This window comes from Pseudomonas sp. MF08831 (assembly GCF_059862645.1).
In genome coordinates this window covers 23585-45914 of the sequence record NZ_JCBCUX010000013.1, presented here as the reverse complement: position 1 = coordinate 45914, position 22330 = coordinate 23585, and the positions used below count along the sequence as shown (strand labels likewise).

At 61.4% G+C, this 22330-nt stretch carries 18 protein-coding genes; 12 read left to right on the top strand and 6 right to left on the bottom strand.

Features of this window, described 5'->3' with window-relative positions; all coding sequences use genetic code 11:
* Positions 1-2 precede the first annotated feature (2 nt).
* The 3 genes from AC19YS_RS23630 to AC19YS_RS23620 all read right to left on the bottom strand — a co-directional run bounded on the left by AC19YS_RS23630 (position 3) and on the right by AC19YS_RS23620 (position 2061).
* Positions 3-332, bottom strand: a complete 330-nt coding sequence (locus AC19YS_RS23630) for a DUF6388 family protein (RefSeq protein WP_106577839.1) — start codon at positions 330-332, stop codon at positions 3-5.
* Between the two features lie 51 nt (positions 333-383).
* Positions 384-623 carry a hypothetical protein gene (locus AC19YS_RS23625; RefSeq protein ID WP_106577840.1) on the bottom strand — a complete coding sequence of 80 codons (240 nt, stop codon included), beginning with the start codon at positions 621-623 and terminating at the stop codon, positions 384-386.
* A gap of 121 nt (positions 624-744) precedes the next feature.
* Positions 745-2061, bottom strand: a complete 1317-nt coding sequence (locus AC19YS_RS23620; protein ID WP_200624813.1) for a serine hydrolase domain-containing protein — start codon at positions 2059-2061, stop codon at positions 745-747.
* A 247-nt stretch (positions 2062-2308) separates the two neighbouring features.
* Between AC19YS_RS23620 and AC19YS_RS23615 the strand changes: the two genes are divergently transcribed.
* On the top strand, positions 2309-4381 hold the full coding sequence (locus AC19YS_RS23615) for an EAL domain-containing protein (protein ID WP_200624814.1): 2073 nt from the start codon (positions 2309-2311) through the stop codon (positions 4379-4381).
* Here the strand turns inward: AC19YS_RS23615 and AC19YS_RS23610 are convergent.
* The 3 genes from AC19YS_RS23610 to AC19YS_RS23600 are packed head-to-tail and all read right to left on the bottom strand — an operon-like array spanning position 4378 to position 7664.
* The gene (locus AC19YS_RS23610; RefSeq protein WP_200624854.1) at positions 4378-5226 is read right to left on the bottom strand and encodes a metal-dependent hydrolase; all 849 of its coding nucleotides are present in this window, start codon (positions 5224-5226) and stop codon (positions 4378-4380) included. The genes AC19YS_RS23615 and AC19YS_RS23610 overlap by 4 nt on opposite strands.
* 15 nt (positions 5227-5241) lie before the next feature.
* Entirely contained in the window at positions 5242-6132 is an 891-nt protein-coding gene (locus tag AC19YS_RS23605) for an SDR family NAD(P)-dependent oxidoreductase (RefSeq protein WP_200624815.1), read from the bottom strand.
* Positions 6129-7664 carry a flavin-containing monooxygenase gene (locus AC19YS_RS23600; RefSeq protein WP_200624816.1) on the bottom strand — a complete coding sequence of 512 codons (1536 nt, stop codon included), beginning with the start codon at positions 7662-7664 and terminating at the stop codon, positions 6129-6131. Before AC19YS_RS23600 ends, AC19YS_RS23605 begins: the two co-directional genes overlap by 4 nt.
* A gap of 275 nt (positions 7665-7939) precedes the next feature.
* On the opposite strand from AC19YS_RS23600, the gene AC19YS_RS23595 reads away from it, so the two are divergent.
* From AC19YS_RS23595 to AC19YS_RS23545, 11 genes are all read left to right on the top strand, one after another.
* On the top strand, positions 7940-8938 hold the full coding sequence (locus AC19YS_RS23595) for an alpha/beta fold hydrolase (protein ID WP_200624817.1): 999 nt from the start codon (positions 7940-7942) through the stop codon (positions 8936-8938).
* 259 nt (positions 8939-9197) lie between these two features.
* The gene (locus tag AC19YS_RS23590) at positions 9198-10478 is read left to right on the top strand and encodes an alkane 1-monooxygenase (protein ID WP_200624818.1); all 1281 of its coding nucleotides are present in this window, start codon (positions 9198-9200) and stop codon (positions 10476-10478) included.
* A 135-nt stretch (positions 10479-10613) separates the two neighbouring features.
* Positions 10614-11108 carry an alkane oxidation protein activator PraA gene (gene praA / locus AC19YS_RS23585; RefSeq protein ID WP_106577846.1) on the top strand — a complete coding sequence of 165 codons (495 nt, stop codon included), beginning with the start codon at positions 10614-10616 and terminating at the stop codon, positions 11106-11108.
* Between the two features lie 134 nt (positions 11109-11242).
* Positions 11243-11728 (top strand): alkane oxidation protein activator PraB, encoded by a 486-nt coding sequence (gene praB, locus AC19YS_RS23580; protein ID WP_106577847.1) that lies wholly within the window; start codon positions 11243-11245, stop codon positions 11726-11728.
* Between the two features lie 117 nt (positions 11729-11845).
* The gene (locus AC19YS_RS23575) at positions 11846-12346 is read left to right on the top strand and encodes a PraA/PraB family alkane oxidation protein activator (RefSeq protein WP_491727949.1); all 501 of its coding nucleotides are present in this window, start codon (positions 11846-11848) and stop codon (positions 12344-12346) included.
* Positions 12347-12461: 115 nt separating this feature from the next.
* Positions 12462-13916 (top strand): outer membrane protein transport protein, encoded by a 1455-nt coding sequence (locus AC19YS_RS23570; RefSeq protein WP_500602746.1) that lies wholly within the window; start codon positions 12462-12464, stop codon positions 13914-13916.
* A 279-nt stretch (positions 13917-14195) separates the two neighbouring features.
* Positions 14196-16721 (top strand): acyl-CoA dehydrogenase, encoded by a 2526-nt coding sequence (locus tag AC19YS_RS23565; protein ID WP_500602745.1) that lies wholly within the window; start codon positions 14196-14198, stop codon positions 16719-16721.
* Between the two features lie 149 nt (positions 16722-16870).
* On the top strand, positions 16871-18214 hold the full coding sequence (locus AC19YS_RS23560) for a 3-oxoacyl-ACP reductase (RefSeq protein WP_500602744.1): 1344 nt from the start codon (positions 16871-16873) through the stop codon (positions 18212-18214).
* A 3-nt stretch (positions 18215-18217) separates the two neighbouring features.
* Complete coding sequence (locus AC19YS_RS23555; RefSeq protein ID WP_500602743.1) at positions 18218-19108, top strand: MaoC family dehydratase; 891 nt, start codon at positions 18218-18220, stop codon at positions 19106-19108.
* Positions 19105-20403, top strand: a complete 1299-nt coding sequence (locus AC19YS_RS23550) for an acetyl-CoA C-acetyltransferase (RefSeq protein ID WP_200624822.1) — start codon at positions 19105-19107, stop codon at positions 20401-20403. Before AC19YS_RS23555 ends, AC19YS_RS23550 begins: the two co-directional genes overlap by 4 nt.
* 30 nt (positions 20404-20433) lie before the next feature.
* Positions 20434-22137: an AMP-binding protein gene (locus AC19YS_RS23545; protein WP_500602742.1), complete on the top strand. Its 1704-nt coding sequence runs from the start codon at positions 20434-20436 to the stop codon at positions 22135-22137.
* Positions 22138-22330: the final 193 nt, after the last annotated feature.

Below are 22330 nucleotides of genomic sequence, written 5' to 3'. Positions count from 1 at the left end.
ACTCAATGGGCCAGGCCATGCAGTTGGCAGTAGTCGGCCCAGCTCAACCCGGCCATTTGTGCAACTTCCTTGTGCACTTCAAGGCGCTGGGCTTCGAAGGCCTCGGGTGAATCGGCCGTCAACTTGAGTGTCAGCTCCCAGGCAAACAGGTTCTGTCGTTCAGCTTCGGCTTCGAAGGCTTCATGCAGGCGTTCGGCGCGATACTGCTCCAGGGTTTCGCGCTTGGCCTGAGCAGCCAGCGGGTTCAGGGTGTCCAGCTGCGTGGCCACCTCTGGATGTTCGGTCAAGAATCTGTCTAGGGCGCGCTGGTGGTTATCGCCGGGTTGGGACAAGGTAAAACTCCTGGGGGCTCGGGCGCCGGTAGCGGGCCTGTGGTGAGGGGTTCAGCGGCGCAGGTATTTGCGTAAGCGGCGGCTTAGGCGATTTCGTATCGGCTCAAGCAGGAAAAATAACACGTAGGCACCCAGCATCACCGCCAGATCCAAGTCCAGCCAGGTTTCTTCGACGGGCCCGGTGAGGCGCTCGATCACATTTCTGGCCATGAACAGCAAGGTGACGCCCACTACCCACAGCAGGGCGTTGAACATCAGTGGACGCAGGTTGTGGGACAGCTTGTATTGCATCTTGAACAGTTCTCCTTGATGTCGGGCTCCTTTTCCTACGGGAGCCAAAACACGCCGATAGTACATTTTGAGGGAGGCTCATGACGTGGCGCAGATCATGGTGCCCGATGATGGATGTTGCTCAGGTGCCCGGGTTTTCGAGCAGGTAGCGTGCCAGGGCCGCATAGGCCGGCAAGGTGACACCGTCGTTCGCGGCATTGGCCGCAACCGGATGGGAAGCAAAGCGCACAATCACCATCTCGGCCGCAGGGTCGATGTAGATACTCTGGCCGTGGACGCCGCGGGCCATGTAGGCGCCATCGGGGTTATGACTGACCCACCACATGGCACGATAACTCCATCCTTTGAGTTGACTATAGCCTGCCTTGGCAAAAGCCTCTTTATCGCCGCCCTGGCGAATATCCTTGACCACGCTTTCAGGCACGATCTGCTGGCCATTGAAGCGGCCGCCATTGCGCAGCATTTCACCGAAACGGGCCATGTCCCGCAGCCCGGCGTTCAAGCCGCCACCGGCGAACGGTGTGCCGATGGAGTCCACGGTGAAATAGGCGTCCTGTTCACTGCCCAGCCGGCTCCAGATGCGCTCGCTGAGCAGTTGCGCGACGTTGCGCCCGGTGACGCGTGCGATCACCCAACCAAGCACGTCGGTATTCACCGTCTTGTAGCCAAATGCCTGCCCGTGTTCACCGCGTTGCCGCACCGTCTGCAGAAACTCGAAATAACTCCGCGGCCCGGTGTAGTCCTTGGGTTTGGGCAGCGGATTGCCGGCCTGTGCATGGGCCCAGACGTGCGCGTTGGGGTCGGCATAGTCTTCGCTGTAATCCAGGGCCGTGGTCATGTCCAGGACCTGGCGCAGTGTGGCGCTGCCAAACGCGGACTGGCCCAGTTCGGGCACATAGTCGGCGATTTTCCTACGCGCATCGAGGGTGCCGTCAGCCACCAGCATCGCGCCCAGTGTGCCTATCACCGATTTGGTGACGGACATGGCCGCGTGTTGCCCATCGTCCGTCAACACGCCGAAGTAGCGCTCGTACACGACGTTCCCACGGTGCAATACCACGATGCCATCGGTGTAGGTGGCATCCAGTGCCTGGCGCCACGTCAGCGGTTGGCTGGCGCCGGTAGGCACGACGGGCAGCGCATCGATTCGTGGGTCGAGCTGCCGGGGCAGAGGCAAGGGCGCGCCGAGCCCACGGGGAACATTGAGCGTGGGCATCAGTTGGCGAAAGTTCGCCACGCTCCAGCGCATCGCCGGGAAGCGAAAATAGCTGCCATCGTCAAAACGCACGGTGCGGTCCGGTGGCGGTGGGGCGCCGACCATCCATTTGAGGCGAGCAGGATCACTGGCCTGGGCGTCAGGAAAATCTGTAACGCTGGCGTAGACGGCGACGCTTGAAAAAACCAGCAATACAAAAGTCAGCGGCAGGGTGGGTCGCATCGGCAGGCACCTAGATGTCGTATAAAGCGGACGGAGCAAGGCCTGGGCTCGAGTCCGTTCGAGAATTAAGCTGCAAAGGATGAGCTTAATCACCCTGACCGACAAGGATCAGGGAGGTTAAATTAATTCTGAATAATTGCTGGTGTCACGGCAAAAGCCTTTCGCTCCCGGTCTCTGGCCGTGTAGCGTTGCAAGGGATATCGAGGCTGCCGACCACGGCAGAGGGCGATGGGCAGAGGGACGGGTCATGGCGAAAACGCTGTTCAAACTTTTCCTCACTCAGCGCCTTGCGGCCTTGGCCAGCACGGAGTCGTTACGCGCCATCCGTGAAGGCCTGTTGTGGATTTTGCCGTGTTTGCTGGTGTCGGCCGGTTTCCTGATTCTTTCTGAATGCGCCAGGGTGCTGGGGTTTGATCCGCAGGTGGTGGCCTTGTTGTCGGGGCTGCATAACCAGATCAGCTCGGTGATCCCGCTATTGGTGGCCGCCTCCATTGGTTACATGCTGGCGATCCAGTATCGCCTGCCGCAATTGCCGGTGGCGTTCCAGTGCCTGGCGCATGTGGTGGTCGCCACGTTCGTCTTGCGCGATTACCCGCGGGCGTCGGCGACGTTTGTACTGTTTATCGCCATCGCCTCGCCGTTGCTGAATGTACCGGCAGTGGCCTGGCTGCATCGCTTTCGCTGGACGCGTCTGGTCAACGAAGACCTGGTGGGCCATAACCTGCGGGGCGCCATCAACATGGTGGTGCCGGGGGCTATCACTGCGCTGTCGTTGGTGGTGGTGTTGTCGTTGCTGTTGCAGATACCTTCCGTGGCGCAGCTGCAAGGGCCGCAGGTGCTCGATGCGCTGCAATCGCCGTATGGCAGCGGCTTGTTTGTGACCCTGATGAATTCCCTGCTGTGGTTTTTTGGCATCCACGGCGTGTATGCCCTGCAGCCGCTGTTCGATGTGCTGGACCAGGCTGTGCTGCTCAATGGCGCTGCGCTGGGGGCAGGTGAGCCGATCAAATACGCGCTCAACAGTGGCCTGCTGGGGTGTTTCGCGTTTATTGGTGGGTCGGGCGGTGCACTGAGCTTGTTACTGGCGATCCTGCTGTTTTCCAGGAGCCAGTCCATGCGCCTGCTGGCGATGGCCAGTCTGCCTTTATCGCTATTTAATGTCAGCGAAGTGCTGCTGTTCGGCTTGCCGATCATTCTCAATCCGCGCTTGTTCGTTCCGTTTTTACTGGTGCCGGCATTCAACGCCATGCTGGCGCTGACGGCGGTACACCTGGGCTGGGTATCACCGGCTGTGGCCAGCGTACCGTTTACAGCACCGGTGTTGCTCAACGCCTACCTCAGTACCCACGGCGACATGGCGGCCGTGGTGCTGCAGGTGGCGCTGCTGGGCATCGGCACGCTGGTGTATGCGCCTTATGTGCGCGCAATTCATCGTCAGTCCAGCGACGCCAGCACGGTGTACCTCAAGTCGCTGGACATGACCTTTCGCGGCCTGGAGGAGAAGGGCCGGCTGCTGGAACTGGACCCGGTGCTGGCGTCCCAGAAGGCGCTGGCACGCCAGGCCGTCGAACTGAGCCGTATCCAGCAGATCAGCGATTATGAGTTCTACCTCGAATTCCAGCCTCAGGTCTCCACCCGCACCGGGTTATGCACCGGCTGCGAAGCACTGATGCGCGCCCGCGACAGCCAGGGCACGGTGCACTCGCCGTGGGAGTTTCTGCAGTGGCTGGCGCAGGCGCGGTTGATGCCTGACGTGGATGTCTGGGTAGCCTCCCAGGCCGTGCGCCAGTACCAGCATTGGAAGAAAGTCGGCTTTGCTCTGCCGATGACCATCAATATTTCCAGTGCCACCCTGACGAATGCTGCCTATGGCGAGCGTCTGGTGGAAATTCTTGCCCAGGCCCATGGGCAAGTGTCGGTAGAGATCACCGAAGATGCGTTGGTGCGCGATGTTCCGGCCACGCGCCAGACGATCCAGAAATTGCAGGCGATGGGCGCCAAGGTCTATATCGATGACTTCGGCACCGGCTTTTCCGCGTTGAGCTATCTGCACCAGTTTCCGGTGGACTTCATCAAGATCGACCGCAGCTTTGTGGTGGCCCAGCACGACCCCCAAGGTGCCCGTGTGCTGACCGGCATGCTGCGTTTTTGCGAGGCGCTGAACCTGGGGGTGGTGGTCGAAGGCGTGGAGACCGCCGAGCAACTGGCCTTCCTCAATACCGGCACCGAGCTGTTTGTTCAGGGCTGGTATTTCAGCAAGGCGCTGCCCGCCGATCAGCTGGAGCGCTTTGTGCGCGAGCGTGCGGCCACTCGGATTTAAGCTGGCGTGGCGGTGAACTCACGCTGCGTCTGCTCGATTTCTTCGACCAGCTTGTCGATTTGCGCCAGCCGCGCGCGGTTGTCGTGGTCCCAGGGGTGAAAGCCCGGTTTGAAGTAGTGCAGCCATGGCCGCAGCATGCGCGGGAACACGCCCTTGGGCCCGTAGAGAAACTTGAGCATGCGCCAGAAGCCCTTCACGTGCCCTCCGGCCTTGCGGTCGGCAATCAGCAGGCGCAGGTGGAAATCCAGCACTACCAGCCAGAAGAACACCGTGGTGGTCAGCATGGTGCCGGTGCGCAGCAGGTAGCGCCCAGGCCCGGGTTGGATCACGGTGTTCCACACATCGAACGCCACGGCTTTGTGTTCGGTTTCTTCGAGGGCGTGCCAGTACCACATTTGTTGGTAGCCCTTGAGTGACTCGCCAAAGCGCGTGGGGTCGCTGAGCAGAATTTCCGCGAGCATTGCCGTGTAGTGTTCGAGGGCGATGGTCACCGCCAGGTTGAACGATGGTGGCAGGTGTTTCTTTTGCAGGTCGAGCATGAATTTGAGGCGCCGGTCCAGTGTGTGCGCCGGTAGGCCGGCAGCTTGCATCAGGTCGTTATAGGCCACGTGCTCGCGGCTGTGCATGGCTTCCTGGCCGATGAACCCCTGGATTTCCTTTTTCAACTCCGGATCGTCGATGCGTTGGCGGTAGTGGCGCACGCTGTCCATGAAAAACAGTTCGCCCTGGGGAAACAACAGCGACAGTGCGTTGAAGAAGTGCGTGACGAACGGGCCTTGTTCATGCCAGTTTTTGATGCGCTCGGCGGGCAAGGCAAAACGGATATCGCGACGGATGGGCAGCATCATGGGTGCTCCTGTTCAGAGACGAGGTTCGTCGTTGGTTTCAAACACCGGCGTGCGCTGTTTGGGCGCCATGCGCTTGCTGGCAAACACCACCAGGGCTTGATAAGCGGCGGGCAGGCAACGGGCGAGCAGGTCGAGGAAATACGCGTCGCGGCCGATCAGCACGCGGCGTTTGTTGTGGCGCACGCCCTGCAGGATGACCTTGGCGGCCTGGTCGGCGTCGGTAATGAAGAGCTTTTCGAAGTCGGCGCGGGCCTGTTGCTCGTTGTGGATCAGAAAACCGGTCATGTTCGCGTCGATGCGGCTGCTGCGGCAGATATCCGTACGGATTCCGCCGGGGTGTACACAGGTGGCGGACACCCCGCAGCGTTGCAGATCGAGTTCCTGGCGCAGCGATTCGGTAAAGCCGCGCACCGCAAACTTGCTCGCGTTGTAGCCACTCATGCCGGGCTGGGCAAACAGGCCGAACACGCTGGAGGTGTTGACCACGTGTCCGTCGCCGCTGGCTTTGAGGTGCGGCAAAAACGCCTTGGTGCCGTGCACCACGCCCCAGAAGTTGATGCCAATGATCCACTCCAGGTCTGCGTAGTCCACACCTTCGACGGTGCTCGACAGCGCCACGCCGGCATTGTTGAAAATCAGGTTGACCTGGCCGTGGTCGGTCACGCAGCGTGCGGCCCAGTCGTGCATGGCCTGGCGATCGGACACATCCAGCACGTGGGTGGTGATCGTCACCGGTGACAGCGTCGAGGTCTTGATCAGCGCCAAGGTCTGTTCCAAACCCTGGCTGTTCTTGTCCGCGAGCGCCAGGTGGCAGCCTTCGCGTGCCAGCGCCAGGGCCAATGCGCGACCCATGCCGGACGCCGCGCCAGTGATTGCCGCCACGCGGCCGTTGAATGACTTCATGACAGGCTGCCTTCTGCGGTGGAGTGGGGCGCCGAAACCGGGCGGGGTGTCGAGGTGGGCAACAGCTCGGTGACATAGTCCTTGAGCGCGAAGTGCCGGATATCACGTTTGAAACGCCAGGTTGAACCGGGCCACAACGTGGTGTTTTTGCCGGTGCGCGGGTCGAGGTACCAGCTCTGGCAGCCGCCGGTGTTCCAGATGGTGCGCTTGAGCCGGGCTTGCAGCTGCTGGTTATAGGCCAGCTCCACCGTGGGTTTGACCTCGACCGTGGCAATGCGCTGGCGCTGCATTTGCGTAATGGCATCCAGGATGTAAGTGACCTGGGCCTCGATCATCAGAATCATCGAGTTATGCCCAAGGCCGGTGTTCGGTCCGACGATCAAAAACAGGTTGGGGTAGCCCGGCACGGTGGTGCCCTTGTACGCGTGGGCGCCGTCGCGCCAGGCATCCATCAGGTCGATGCCGTCGCGCCCGATGATGCAATCGCGGGGCAGCGGGTCGGTGGCCTGGAAACCGGTGCCGAAGATCAGGCAATCGGCCGGGTGCTTGATGCCGTCCGCCGTGACCACGCCGTCCGCTTCGATGCGCAGCACCTTGTCGCTGACCACCTCGACATTGCTGCGCGACAGCGCCGGGTAATAGTCATTGGAGATCAGCACGCGCTTACAGCCGATGGTGTAGTCCGGGGTGAGGGTCTTGCGCAGGGAAGGGCGCGCCACTTGTTTGCGCAGGTGGCGCAGGGCGATTTTCTGCACCATTTTCATCAACCTCGGGTGCAGGGCAAACCCCACCACACGACCTTCCAGCGCCCAGTAGAAAGCGCCGCGCACCAGGCGTTGAGTGAAGGGCAGGTGCTTGAAGGCCCAGCGCTCGACGCGGGAGATTTCGCGGTCCGGCTTGGGCATGATCCACGGCGGCGTGCGCTGGAACAGGTCCAGATGCGCCACCTGCGGCGCGATCTGTGGGACGAACTGAATGGCACTGGCGCCGGTGCCGATCACCGCCACGCGTTTGCCCTTCAATGAATACGCGTGGTCCCACTGCTGGGAGTGGAAGCGCTTGCCCTTGAAGCTGTCCAGCCCCGCAATATCCGGCAACGCCGGGCGTGACAGCCCGCCCATGCCCGACACCAGCACCCGCGCGCTGACCTTGCGGCCGTCGCTGAAGCTCAGTTGCCAGCGTTGCTGCTGTTCATCGAACACCGCACGTTCAAGGCCCATGCCGAAGCGAAGGTAGGGCGCCAGCTTGAAACGCTGCGCGCAGTGTTCAAGGTAGGCGCGGATCTCCGCCTGCGGTGCGAACTGCCGCGTCCAGTTTGGGTTGGGCGCAAACGAAAACGAGTACACATGGGACTGCACATCGCAGGCGCAGCCTGGGTAATGGTTGTCCCGCCAGGTGCCGCCGAGGGTCTCGGCCTGCTCGGCGATAAAGAAGTCGGTGATCCCGGCTTCCTTGAGTTTGATCGCCATGCACAGGCCGGCAAAACCGGAACCGATGATGGCGATGTCGATTGAATCGCTGTGGGCATTCATGGCGTGTCCCTCGTGGGCATCGATGTGCTCCTGTTTTTGTTGTGTCTTTTAGATAGAACACCATTGCAAAGAAAAAATGAATTAATTATTTTAAAAAAGATTTTAAATAATCTACCTGAAAATTTCGCCTACGCTAGGACCTTGTTCCGCATGTGCGACTTGTCCGACGGACGAGCACGGTATGCATGAAGTTTAGGTCCAGGGTGTGGACGATGGCTGAGGCCTTGATCAATACCGGTCAGGTCGCCAGCGGCAGGGAAGCAGAGGACCGAGCTATGGCTGTTGAATGGGTTGTCGCTGCGGGTGTGTTAGGGGTGGCGAGCGCGCTGTTGTGGGGCTTCAGTGCCTGGATGACGCGGCGTATAGAAGCCGCTGTTCCGATCAATGGGCGCTTCGTCGAGGTCGATGGCGAGCGCTTTCATTATGTCGAGGAGGGTGCAGGCCCGCCGCTGGTGATGATTCACGGGCTGATGGGCAGCAGTCGCAACCTGACCTATGCCTTGTCCGCCCAGTTGCGTGAGCGTTTTCGCGTGATCACGCTGGACCGCCCGGGTTCGGGCTATTCGACCCGGCAAACCGGTACCGCTGCAGACCTGCCGGCTCAGGCTCGGCAAATCGCGGCCTTCATCAAAACGCTGGACCTGGATAAACCGCTGGTGCTGGGGCATTCCCTCGGCGGGGCGATTTCGCTGGCGCTGGCGCTTGACCATCCCCACGCGGTGTCCGGGCTGATCCTGGTGGCGCCGCTGACGCATCCCCAACGTATGTTGCCGCCGGTGTTCCTGTCCCTGGCGGTGCGCCCGGCCTGGTTGCGACGGTGGATGTCCCACACCCTGACCGTGCCCGTCGGCCTGCTGACCAGAGGCGCGGTGGTGAAGGGCGTGTTCGCCCCCGACGCTGCGCCGTCAGACTTCGCCACGCGAGGAGGCGGGCTGCTGGGGATGCGTCCAGACAACTTCTACGCGGCCTCCACCGAGATCAATACGGTTAACGACCACCTGCCGGACATGGTCAAGCGCTACCCGCAACTGACCCTGCCAATCGGCCTGATCTATGGCGCGCGCGACAACGTGCTGGACTTCCAGAAGCACGGACAGGCCCTGGCCAGCAAAGTGCCCGGGCTGAAGATGCAGGTGGTGGAGGGGCGCGGCCATATGCTGCCAATTACCGCCACAGAGCGCGTGGCCGCGCTGGTGGAGCAGGTGGCCAAGCGCGTTCGCCCACCGCAAAGCGCCACCGTGCTGCACCCGCCATTTGCCTTGGCGAGCAAATAATGGTGTTAACCCGACTCGCGGTACAACGGCGTCGATGCCTGCTTTAGACACCTGACCAAACGGCTGAAAAACAGACTGGTCAGTCACGTCAAAAAGCCTTCGAGAAACTAGTTGACGACCTAACGATTCCGCGCTATTTATTTAAAAAAATTATTTCAATGTGTAATTTGAAACAATTTTTGAAGTGCCTAAGAGCGAATAAAATAATGAAAAAAACGCCTTTTATCGCATCTCCAAGCCGTCGCGTCCGGAGGCTGCCATGAATCAGACTCTGGTCACTTCTACCGTCTGGACCGACGGCAAACGTCATTTGTGGTGGCTGGGCATCATGCCTCTGGCGACTCCATTGCTCTCCGGCGCCCTGGCCATTACCACGGGCGTGCAGCAATTGTGGTGGGTCGGCGTGCTGGTGATCTTCGGCTTGATCCCATTGATCGACGGCCTGCTCGGTGAAGACGTCAGCAACCCGCCAGAATCCGCCGTCAGCCACCTTGAATCGCAAAGCTACTACCGCTGGATCGTCTACACCGGCGTGGTGTTCGTGCTCACCTCGGTGGTGGTGACCGGCTGGCTGGCCGCCGGTGGCATCGACTGGATCATCAGCGGCGGCCTGCTCAACGCCACGGCTAGCCTTGATCCGTCGAGCTGGCTGGCGAAGACCGCTGCGTTTATTACCGCGCGCACCCAGTTGCACGGTGAGATCACCTGGTTCACCTACCTGGGCATGGCGCTGTCCACCGGCGCCGCCACCGGCATTGCAATCAACACCGCGCATGAGCTGGGGCACAAGCCCAAGCCACTGGAGGTGTTCCTGGCCAAGGTCACCCTGGCGCCGACCTTCTACGGGCACTTCTACACCGAACACAACCGTGGCCATCACGTACGCGTGGCCACACCGGAAGACCCGGCCAGCTCACGTCTGGGTGAGAGTTTCTGGGCGTTCCTGCCGCGCTCGGTGTGGTTCAGCGCGGTGTCGGCCTGGAACCTGGAACGCGAACGCCTGCGCAAACTCGGCCTGCCGGCACTGCACTGGAAAAACGCCGTACTCGGCGCGTGGATGTACAGCGTGGTGTTGTGGGGCGCGATGATTGCCTGGCTCGGCGCGGCTGTGATTCCTTTCCTGATCATTCAGGGCATCTACGGGTTCTCGTTGCTGGAAGTAGTTAACTACGTCGAGCATTACGGGCTTAAACGCCAGAAGTTGCCCAACGGTCGTTATGAACGTTGCTCGCCGCGGCACTCGTGGAACAGTAACCGTATTGTCACCAATATCTTTCTGTTTCAACTGCAACGGCATTCCGATCACCACGCCAACCCCACCCGCAGTTATCAGTCATTGCGCCACTTTGATGAATCGCCGCAACTTCCTTATGGTTACGCGAGCATGATTGTCTGGGCCTATGTGCCGTACTTGTGGCGACGTCGCATGGACCATCGCGTGTTGAATCATTACGCCGGCGATATCACCTTGACCAATCTTCAACCGTCACAACGTTTGAAGTACCTGGAGAAGTACAGCAACAGCGCCAAGCCGTTTTGAGGTGAATTAAAAACAGCCGTGGGTTAACTCGGGATCTGTGCATCGCGCCGGTTTTTATCGCCCAGGGTTTATCGGTTTTATGCCAAGAAAGTTGTTTGACCCTACAACAATAACTTCAAGGGAAGGACGTTCATGATGCACAGCCCTGCCACGTTCACCGCGCATATCATACTGGCCGCACTGGGCCTGATCGTTTACCACCAGGCCCAAGCCGCACGCATCGAGCCGGCCGGCAGCGCCTTTACGGCCCAGGGCCCGATCAGCTTTTCCAAGGGTGCGCTGATCAGCGCCGATTGCACCATCAAGGTGGCCGGCAAGGTCGCGGCCGATGGTTCATCGGTGAATGTCGATAAAGTTGAATTCGACGGCGGCCTTAAATGCAGCCGCGTCGAGGCCACCAACTTACCCTGGGTGTTAGTTGCCAAAGACACCAAAAGCGGCTCCATGTCGAAGATCAGCGTCGATGTTCACGCCTTCGGCCTGGGCGGCAAGTGCGGGCCTTCTACGGCCGATGGAACGTGGGACAACGCCACCCGAAAGTTGGAGGCCACCAATGTGCCGATCGGCGAAGACTGCACGATAAAAACGGTGTCGATCACGATGCCGCCGACCTTCAAAGTGGTCGAATAAACAGATTAAAAAGATGCAGCGGTAATTGAATTGAGATTTGGCTGGAAAGGGAAGTTCTGCAGTTTCACCGTGACCTCTCGATCATGGCCATTACCCCTGGCGAAATGACTCGCCATAACATGTGAGGAAAAACAATGAAAAGCTTGAAGACCCTCGTTTGTGCAACTTCTTTTGCTCTGTGCTTTGGCGCCGCCTCGATGGCCAGTGCGGCGTCTATCACCCCGGACGGTCCGTTCACGACCAACCCCGGCACCATCGTTGTGAAGTCGCCCTCGTCGTTCGGTGCAGCCGTCACCTGCGGCATCACTTTTAGCGGCAACGTCAGCGGTGGCGTGGCCTCCATCAACGGTGCTTCGCTGACCGGCGGCGGTCTCTGCGCCTTGCCGACGCTGACCAACCTGCCTTGGGTGCTGACCGCTGCAACCAGCACCACCGGCACCGTGACCAACGTCGGCTACAAGATCACCTCGCTGCCTTCCACCAACTGCGGTCCTACCCCTATCGCTGTGGCGTGGACTGCGGCCAGCAAAACCCTGTCGGCCAGCAATCAATCGCTGAGTGGCAACTGCACCGTGGTGTCCCTAAGTGTTGTGGCGCCAACGCTGACGGTTAACCCGTAAGCGCGTGACTCCAAAGGGCTGATCACCCGTTGAAAGGCCGGTGCCTCGCATGAGGCGCCGGCTGCGGGAAAACCACCGGCGGAGCCGGTTGGGTACGGTACTTATTGTCTGGGGAACATGACAATGCAAAGCCTTAAAAAAACAGCCCTCCTGGGTTCGATGTTATTCACCCTGGGCGCTGTCTCGTCCATTGCAGGCGCAGCCACCTTTGCCCCGGCGGGCGCTGCATTTACCGCCTCGGGCTCAATCGCCACCGCGGTAAAGCTGCTGGTGTTTACCCCGGTGCCATGCACGATGACACTCAGTGGCCAAGTCGCGGCGGACGGCTCAAGCGCAACGATCACCGGTGCCACGTTCACCGGTAATGCGCTGTGTGGTATTTCCGGCCCGTTGAACTTGCCGTGGACACTGGTGCCGACAAATGCCACCACCGCAACGCTTTCTGGCTTTACCGAAAAATTTCCGTATGACAGCTGCCTGACGCCAAGTGTGCTGACCACACAATGGAGTGCCGCCGATGGCACGTTCAGCATTGCCAGCCCACACACGGTGAACGCCACCTGCAGGGTCACGGCTTTCAACTTCAAGCCTTCACCTGCCCTCACGATTAACCCTTGAAGACATCAACGCGTTAGCGCGTGGGCGCGCACAACGTGAAACGCGTCCCTGAATGAACGAACAGAAAGACGAGACGGCTGGGCCGGCTCAGTGTGATAACAATAAGGAGTGCCTCATGAATAATAAAAAACAACAGGTACAGGCGTTACTGGGGTTGGCGTTGATGGGCGGGCTGATGGTAGCCGTGCCTGTGCAAGCCGGCGGTTTTTCCACGCCGACGTATGGCGCACCGGGCTGGGGGCGGGCGTTCGGTGGTGGTTCGTTGTTCAAGAACGACCCGAGTTCGGCGTTCAACAACCCGGCGGCAATGGCTTTTGTTGACCATAACGTTGCACAAATGACCGTCGATTACGCGCGGATCAAGATCAAGTACAAAGGCCAGGCCAATGATTACCAGGGCAACCCGGTATCCAATACACCGTTTAACCCCGACGGTACTTTCGACCCCGCGCTGACCACGGTGAACAACAACGACGGCGGCCAGGGTGGGTTCACTGCATGGCTCCCAACCGGGTTCATGGTGATGCCGCTGGGTGATCGGTTTTCGTTCGGTCTGGCCCAAGTCGTACCGCAGGGCATGCGCACCACCTGGAACGAAGACTCAAAGTTTCGTGACTTTGCAGTGGACACCAAGATTGAAACGGTAGGGTTGACCGGGTCCTTGTCATTCAAGGTGCGCGATGACCTATCCATCGGTGCCGGGATGATCGTTCAGCACAGTAAAGGCTTCGTCAGCCAGAATATCGATTTGCTCGCCGCCGCTGCCAACTCCAAGTCTGAATTGGGCGGTATTCCGTTCCCGGCAGGCCTGGGCACGTCGCTGATTCGAGTCAAAGTCGATAATACGTCGGTGGGTTGGTTCACGGGGGTGGTCTGGAAACCCACCGAGCAAGACAGCCTCGGCCTCAATTACCACGCCAAAATCAAGAACAAGATGGAGGGCAAGTACAATATTCGCGCCGACGCCTTCTCGTATCAGCTGATGACGGGCCCGAGCCCATTCGGCGGTACCGGGACTATCCCGGAAGTGGCCTATCCGGGGCTGAAATTGATGCCCGACGGCGCCAATGCCAGCACTCAACTGGACATCCCGGCAACTGCGGGCCTGGACTGGGTGCACCAGTTCAATGATCGCCTGACCATGGGTGTGAGTGCGGTGTGGACCCAATGGTCATCCTTCAAGGACCTGACCCTCAAGTCCGACGGCAACACGATCGTTTCCATCCCCTACAACTACCGCGACTCCTGGATGTACTCCATTGGTGGCGATTTCAAAGCGACCGATGAGCTGACATTGCGTGCCGGTGTGGCGTCCGACCAGACGCCGACCCGCAACTCTACACGCGACCCGCGGATTCCGGACGGTGACCGGTACTTCCTGTCGCTGGGTGCGGGTTACGACGTCAAGGCGATTCCGGGCTTGACGCTGGATCTGGCGTATTCCCATCAGTTCGTGCAGGAGGTCAATCTCAAGACCAAGAACGTGGACCGCTTGGGCGCCGCGAGCCTGGACGGTAAGGCAGAATCATCCGGTGACGTAGTGGCTGTTTCGGCAACCTATGCCTTTTAAGGCCGTCACGCAGCGTTGAGGACAGGGGCGGCAAGCGCATCTTGGCGCCCTTGTTCAGAGGCTCGAAGCGGGGTTCGCGCTCGCGACGTGTGCAGCAGCGCATTTTTTGATTCAACAGGCTGACGGGCTCAGCCTGGTTTTTTTTAGCCTTGGCATTAAATAAAAATTTCAAAACAAAATTTGAATTTGTCTTTTCAAGTTTGTAGTGTGGCTTTACGCCGTCACTCATTTCGAGCGACCTGCGCATCGCCCATGCCCTGATTAGGTAGAGGTCTCCCCATGGTTATCTGGTTATTAGTGGGTGTCGCAGCAGCGATTGCCCTGGCGTATCGACAAGCCGCCGCCGCGCTGTGGCTGGGCGTTGGCCTGATCTGGCTGGCGCTTGGTTACCTGTTCAACGTGGTGGCCGGTCTGGGCACCAGCGTTGCGGCGCTGCTGGTGGTGGTGCCCGCGCTGCTGCTGACGCTCAAGCCCTTGCGGCGCGCGCTGTTGACCAGCAAGGCCTTGGGCCTGTTTCGTACGATCATGCCCGCCATGTCCGACACCGAACGCGCCGCCATCGAATCCGGCACGGTGTGGTGGGACGCCGAGCTGTTCAGCGGCAAACCCAACTGGGATCGCCTGCTCAAGGCTGCGCCGGCCAGCCTCAGCACCGAAGAACAAGCCTTCCTCGACAACGAAGTCGAAACCCTCTGCGACATCGCCAACGACTGGGAAACCACCCAGATCTGGCAGGACATGTCCCCCGAAGGCTGGCAGTACACCAAGGACGCCGGTTTTCTGGGCATGATCATTCCCAAGCAATACGGCGGCAAAGGTTTCTCCCACTATGCGCACTCCCAGGTGGTGATGAAGCTGTCGACACGCTGCTCGGCGGCGGCGATTTCGGTGATGGTCCCCAATTCCCTGGGCCCGGCTGAACTGCTGCTGCATTACGGCACCGACGCCCAACGCAATTACTACTTGCCGCGCCTGGCGCGAGGCGAAGACATCCCGTGCTTTGCCCTGACCAGCCCGTATGCGGGCTCTGATGCCGGCGCAATTCCAGACCTGGGCATCGTCTGCAAAGGCCTGCACGAGGGCGAGCAAGTGCTGGGTTTCAAAGTGACCTGGGACAAGCGATACATCACCCTTGGCCCCGTCGCGACGGTGCTGGGCCTGGCGTTTCGCGCCGAAGACCCGGAGGGTTTGCTGGGCAAGGCGGGCTCACTGGGGATCACCTGCGCGTTGATCCCAACGTCTCACCCAGGCGTCAACAGCGGTCGTCGTCACTGGCCTCTGAATGCGGTATTCCAGAACGGTCCGACTACCGGCAAGGATGTCTTCATTCCCCTGGAATGGGTGATCGGCGGCCGCGCACAGGTCGGCAACGGCTGGCGCATGCTGATGGAATGCCTGGCAGCCGGGCGGGCGATTTCCCTGCCGTCGGCCAACGTCGGCCTGGGCAAAGTCGCGGTACGCGGCACCAGCGCCTACGCGGCCATGCGCAAGCAGTTCGGCCTGCCCATCGGCAAGTTCGAAGGCGTGCAGGCGCCGCTGGCGCGCATGGCCGGGCATTTGTATGCCTGCGACGCGGTGCGCAAGGTCTCGGTGGCGTCGCTGGATGCCGGCGAAAAACCCTCGGTGATCTCGGCCATTGCCAAGTACCACGTCACCGAGCGCGCGCGGATCATCGTCAACGACGGCATGGACATCGTCGCCGGCAAAGGCATCTGCATGGGCCCCAACAACTTCCTGGCCCGTGCCTACCAGCAAAGCCCGATTGCGATCACCGTGGAGGGTGCGAACATCATGACCCGCTGCCTGATCATCTTTGGTCAGGGGCTGATTCGCTGCCATCCGTATGTGTTCCGCGAAATGGAAGCCGCGCGTAACCCGGACCAGCGCCAGGCACTGGAAGCCTTCGACCGCGCGATATTCGGCCATGTGAGCTTTGTCGTCGCCAATGCCGTACGCGCCGGGGTGCATTCGCTGACCGGCGGGCGGCTGCTTTCTGCACCGGCCAAGACCGAGCCGGCGCTGGCGTCCTACTACCGCCAGGCCAATCGGCTGTCGGTGGTGCTGGCGTTGATCTCGGATGTGTCCATGGGCGTGCTCGGTGGTGCGCTCAAACGCAAGGAAAGTATCACCGGGCGTCTGGGCGATATTCTGTCGCAGTTGTACATCCTGTCCTGCGTGCTCAAACGCTTTGAGGACGACGGTCGGCCCCAGGCAGACCTGCCGCTGGTGCACTGGGCCGCCCAGGATGCGCTGTTACGTGCGCATGAAGCGCTGGCCGAAGTGCTCGATAACTACCCCTCGAACGCCGCTGCGGCAGTGGTGCGGGGCTTGAGTTTTCCGTTCGGTATTCCCCTGCGCAAACCGTCGGATCGCTTGCTGGCCCAAGTGGCTGAGGTGGTGCAGACGCCAGGCGAAACCCGCGACCGCCTGTTGGCCAATTCCTACATCCCGCGCCCGGAAATCGACAAGCTGGCCTACGGCGAATTGGCCTTGCGCCTGTTGCCGCAGGTGGAGCTGATCGACGCTCGCCTCAAGTCGGCGGTCAAGCAAGGCCTGATCGAACCGATGCCGATTTCCGCCACCGCGTTCAGCGCCTGGCGCGTCAAGGCGCGGGCGCTGGACCTGATCAGCGACGAGGAAGACACCTTGCTCGGCCGCTATGTGGAATACGCCGACCACGGCATCCAGGTCGATGACTTCCCGCAGGACTTTGGTTTGCTTGAGGCGTTACAGCAGCGCAAACAAGCGTTGGAGCCGAGCGCCAAACGTCGCACACCCCAAAGCGAAAACGCCTCGGTCAACTAGGAGAAACACGATCAAGGTGGGAGCTGGCGTGCCTGCGATGGCATCACCTCGGTGCCTGTGAACGACCGAGTCGTCTGCAGCGCAGGCACGCCAGCGCCCACCGGCATCGGGTTTATAAAGCCAGTGTGTGTTGTGAGTGAATGCTTACTATGAGTGACAGCTACCTTTCCTTCGTCAACTCCCCGTGGGGCGGGCGCCTCGCCCGGGCCATCGGCCTGCCGCAGCCGTTGCCGTTGCAGCGCCATCGCAGCGGCCAGCAGGGCTTGGTCAACCCGGTCATCGTCGCCGGGGCAGGGCGGTTATCCACAAAGGTGCAGCAGATTTTTGCCGCCACCGACACCGTCGCGGCCACGCCAGCGACGCTCCGGGCGCCGTCCACGGTCAAGGTGCAGGGCGCGGTGTTCGATGCCACGGCGGTGCTCGATTTGCAGCAGCTCGACGAGCTCTATGTATTCTTCCACGCCAATGCCAAGCGCCTCAGTCAGCATGGCCGCGTGGTGGTGCTGGGCACTGCGCCCGAACATTGCCGGGACTTGCCCCAGGCCATCGCCCAACGCGCCCTCGAAGGCCTGGTGCGCTCGCTGGCAAAAGAACTGCGCCGGGCGATCACCGTGCAATTGGTCTACGTGGCGCCGGGCGCCGAAGACGCCCTGGACAGCAGCCTGCGGTTTCTTCTGTCGCGCCGTTCGGCCTATGTGTCCGGGCAGGTCGTGCGCCTCGAAAAACCGGTGGATGGCGAGGTTACCGTCAACTGGGATAAGCCCTTTGCCGGGCGCCGCGCATTGGTCACTGGCGCCTCGCGTGGGATCGGTTTGGCCATCGCCCAGGTGCTGGCCCGCGACGGCGCCCACGTGGTGTGCGTGGACGTGCCCCAAGCCCATGCAGCGCTGCAGCAGGCCGCCGCCGGTGTCAACGGCTCAGCCTTGCCGCTGGACATCACCGCCCCCGACTCGGCCGCGCTGTTGCAGGCGCACGTCGAACAGTACGGCGCTTTCGATGTGGTGGTGCACAACGCCGGCATCACCCGCGACAAGACCATTGCCAAAATGACCGAGACGGCCTGGCGCAGTGTGCTGGCGGTCAACCTGGAAGCGCCGTTGCAGTTGAGCAGTGCGTTGCTGCACCACCAAGGGTTGAACCCGGGCGGGCGCATTGTGTGCGTGTCGTCGATCTCCGGCATTGCCGGCAACCTGGGGCAAAGCAATTACGCCACCTCCAAGGCGGGTGTGATTGGCTTGGTGCACGGCCTGGCGCCGTTGGCGGCAGCGCAACAGGTCACGGTCAATGCCGTGGCGCCCGGTTTTATCGAGACGCAGATGACGGCCAGGATTCCACTGATGATCCGCGAGGCGGGGCGGCGCATGAACTCGATGTCCCAAGGCGGGCAGCCGATTGATGTGGCCGAGACCATTGCCTGGCTGGCGCACCCGGCGTCCGGCGGGGTCAACGGCCAAGTCGTACGCGTGTGCGGCCAAAGCCTGCTGGGAGCCTGAACCATGGACTACGTGACGCAGATCATCGACCCGCCACCGTCGCGCACCCAGCTGTTGCTCGATGGCGTGCGCGCGCTGCGCAAACCCAAGCTTGAGGGTGCGCCGTTGCTGCCCAGGGAATGCCTGGTGCGTTCGGCGGTGGCGCTGTCGGCCGGCGCCATCGCCGCGTATGGCCACGCCTGTGGTTTCCGGCGCGAGCAGGGCGTGCCGCTGTCCTATCCGCACGTGCTGGCGTTCCCGTTGCACCTGATGCTGCTCACACGGCCGAGCTTTCCGTATCCGGCCAGCGGCATGGTGCACCTGGCCAATCGCATTCATCAGCACCAGCGCTTGCACGAAGGCCAAGCGCTGCGCCTGCAAGTGTGGTGCGAGCGGTGGGTGGCGCACCCCAAAGGCCAGGCGCTGAGTATCGCCACGCGGGCCTACAGCGCCGACGCGCTGGTGTGGCAGAGCGACAGCCTGTACCTGCGCCGTGACGTGAAAGCCCCGGTCGGCGAGCCGTGGGAAGACGCGCTGACGTTGCAGGAAGACGGGCTGTTGCGCAGCCAACGCTGGGCAGTGCCGGCCGACCTGGGCCGACGTTTTGCCAAGGTGTCAGGGGACTTCAACCCGATTCACACCTCGGTGATCGGCGCCAGAATCTTTGGCTTTCGCTGCGCCATCGCCCATGGCATGTGGACCCTGGGCCGCGCACTCGCCGCTCAGCAACCGCCGGGCGGCCTGGAACACGCCCAGGCGCATTGCGACTTCAAACTGCCGATCTTCCTGCCCGGCCAGGTCACCCTGTGGAATCGCCCCGTGACCGGCCCGCGCCGTGAGTTCGAAGTGCGCAATGCGGCTGGCGATAAACCGCATATGCGTGGGCTTTTTGTCTGGAATGAGAACCGTCAATGAGTGACTACAGCTTCAACCCGGCCCCGACACGACGCGTGGCGATTATCGGCGGCAACCGTATCCCGTTCGCCCGCTCCAACAGCGTGTACGCCCACGACAGCAATCAGGACTTGCTGGTTGCCGCCCTGCAAGGCCTGATTGACCGCTACAACCTGCACGGCCAGCGTCTGGGCGAGTTTGCCGCGGGAGCGGTGATCAAGCATTCGCGCGATTTCAACCTGGCGCGCGAGTCGCTGCTGTCGACCACATTGTCGCCCCAGACCCCCGCGTATGATGTGCAACAAGCCTGCGGCACGGGCCTTGAAGCGGCGTTGCTGGTGGCGAATAAAATCGCCCTGGGCCAGATCGACGTCGGCATTGCCGGCGGCTGCGACACCACATCGGACGCGCCCATCGGCATCAACGAATCCCTGCGCCACACCTTGCTCGCCGCCAACCGCGCCAAGGGCATGGGCGATAAGCTCAAGGCGTTGCTGAAGGTGCGCCCCTCGATGTTGTTCAAGCCGTTGCTGCCGCGCAATGGCGAGCCACGCACTGGCCTGTCGATGGGTGAGCACTGTGAAGCAATGGCCAAGCGCTGGCAGATCAAGCGGCTGGCCCAGGATGAGTTGACCCTGACCAGCCACCAGCGCCTGGATGCCGCTTACACCCGTGGTTTTTTCGACGATCTGATCAGCCCTTATCGCGGCCTTGCGCGCGATAACAACCTGCGGGCTGACGCCAGCCTTGCGAAACTCGCCGGGCTATCCCCAGCCTACGACCGCCACAACGGCACGCTCACGGCGGGCAACTCCACGCCGCTGACCGATGGCGCTTCGGTGGTGCTGTTGGCCAGTGAGGCCTGGGCTGCCGAACACGGCTTGCCGGTGCTGGCTTACCTGCGTACCGGCGAAACTGCGGCGGTGAATTTTGTCGACGGCACCGAAGGCCTGTTGATGGCCCCGGCCTATGCCGTTCCACGCATGCTCAAGCGTGAAGGCCTGAGCTTTGCCGACTTTGACTTCTTCGAGATCCACGAAGCGTTTGCCGCCCAGGTGCTGTGCACGCTCAAGGCCTGGGAAGACGCCGATTACTGCCGTGAGCGCCTGGGCCTGGACGCACCGCTGGGCGCCATCGACCGCAGCAAAATCAACGTCAACGGTGGTTCGCTTGGCTGCGGCCACCCGTTCGCCGCCACCGGTGGCCGGCAGTTGGCGGCGTTGGCCAAAACCATCCATGACAACGGTGGCGGGCGCGGCTTGATTTCGATCTGCGCGGCGGGCGGGCTGGGTGTTACGGCCATCGTCGAAAAGTAGCGCTATAAAAACAACAACAAGGAGACTGCCATGAACGCTGTAAGCCTGGAACGTACCGAACGGATCTGGTTGAACGCTTACCTGCCCGGCGTGCCGGCGGACATCGAGGCCGGTATCGAGGACTACCCGTCGCTGCGCGAGGTATTCCTTGAGCACCTGGAGAAATTTCGCGAGCGCGTCGCCTACGTCAGCATCGGCACCGAAATGACCTATGCCGACTGGCAGGTGCAAGGCATCGCGTTTGCCGCGTGGCTGCAGGGCCAGGGCGTGAAGAAGGGCGACCGCGTGGCCTTGATGATGCCCAACTGCTTGCAGTACCCGATCTGCCTGTTGGGTACCATCCTGGCCGGCGCAGTGGTGGTCAACGTCAACCCGCTGTACACCTCCCATGAGCTCAAGCATCTGCTCAAGGACAGCGGCGCCGAGACCGTGGTGATCTTCGAAAACTTCGCCCACACCCTGGAAAAGGTCGTGGCCGGCAGCAGCGTCAAGCGCGTGGTGGTGGCGGCCATTGGCGACTTGCTGGGCGCCTTCAAGGGCGCGGCGATGAATTTCATTCTGCGCAGTGTGCAAAAGCAGGTGCCCGCTTTTAACCTGCCAGGCGCGGTGCGCTTCAATCGGGTGCTGAAACAGGGGCGGGTGTTGAATCACTTTCCGGTGGCCATGAACCTCGACGACCTGGCCTTTTTGCAATACACCGGCGGCACCACCGGGGACGCCAAGGGTGTGATGCTCAGCCACCGCAATATCATCGCCAACCTGTTGCAGGCCAAGGCCTGGGTCGGCGACCAACTGGACCAGGACCAGCAGGAAACCAACGTCACCTTGCTGCCGCTGTACCACATCTTTTCGCTGACGGTGAACTGCCTGATGTTCATGTGCCTGGGCGGGCGCAACATCCTGATCGCCAACCCGCGTGATGTGAAACGCGTGCAGATGATCCTGCGCAAGGAGCGCTTCAACGGCATTGCCGGGGTCAACACGCTGTTTAATGGCTTGCTCGAAAACAAGGCGTTCTGCGCGCGCGACTTTTCCGCCCTGCGCATGGTGATCGCCGGCGGCATGGCCACGCACACGGCGGTGGCCAAGCGCTGGAAGGAAGTCACCGGGCTGCCGATCATCGAGGGTTATGGCCTCACCGAGTGCTCGCCGGTGGTGAGCATCAGCCCGATCAATATCGCCCGCATGCGCGAGATGGAATTCACCGGCAGCATTGGCGTGCCGCTGCCTTCAACCTGGGTGCGTTTTATCCGCGAGGACGGTGAGCTGGCCGACACCGGTGAGCAAGGCGAACTGCAAGTGCGCGGGCCGCAGGTGATGCAGGGTTACTGGAAGCGGCCCAAGGAAACCGCCGAGGTGCTGGATGCCGAGGGCTGGCTGTCGACCGGTGATATCGGTGTGATGGACGAGCGCGGCTATATCCGCCTGGTGGACCGCAAGAAAGACATGATTCTGGTCTCGGGCTTCAATGTGTACCCGAATGAAATCGAAGACGTGGTGGCCATGCACCCGGGCGTGGGTGAGGTGGCGGCGGTCGGCGTGGAAGATGGCGTCACCGGGGAAAGGGTGAAGATCATCGTGGTGCGCAAGGACCCGAACCTCACGCGGGAGCAGATCCTCGCCCATTGCCGCGAATACCTGACGGGTTACAAAGTGCCGCGGTATGTGGAGTTCCGCACCAGCGAGTTGCCCAAGACCACCGTGGGCAAAGTGCTGCGCCGCGCCTTGCGCTGATTCGAAGGTAACGACAGTCCAAATGTGGGAGCGGGCTTGCTCGCGAATGCAGTGTGTCAGTTTGCACCTTTGGCACTGACCCACCGCCATCGCGGGCAAGCCCGCTCCCACAGAGATTGGGTTTACACAGCAAGCCGCGTTGGATGAACACGGTCAATGTGGGAGCGGGCTTGCCCGCGAATGCTGTCTGTCA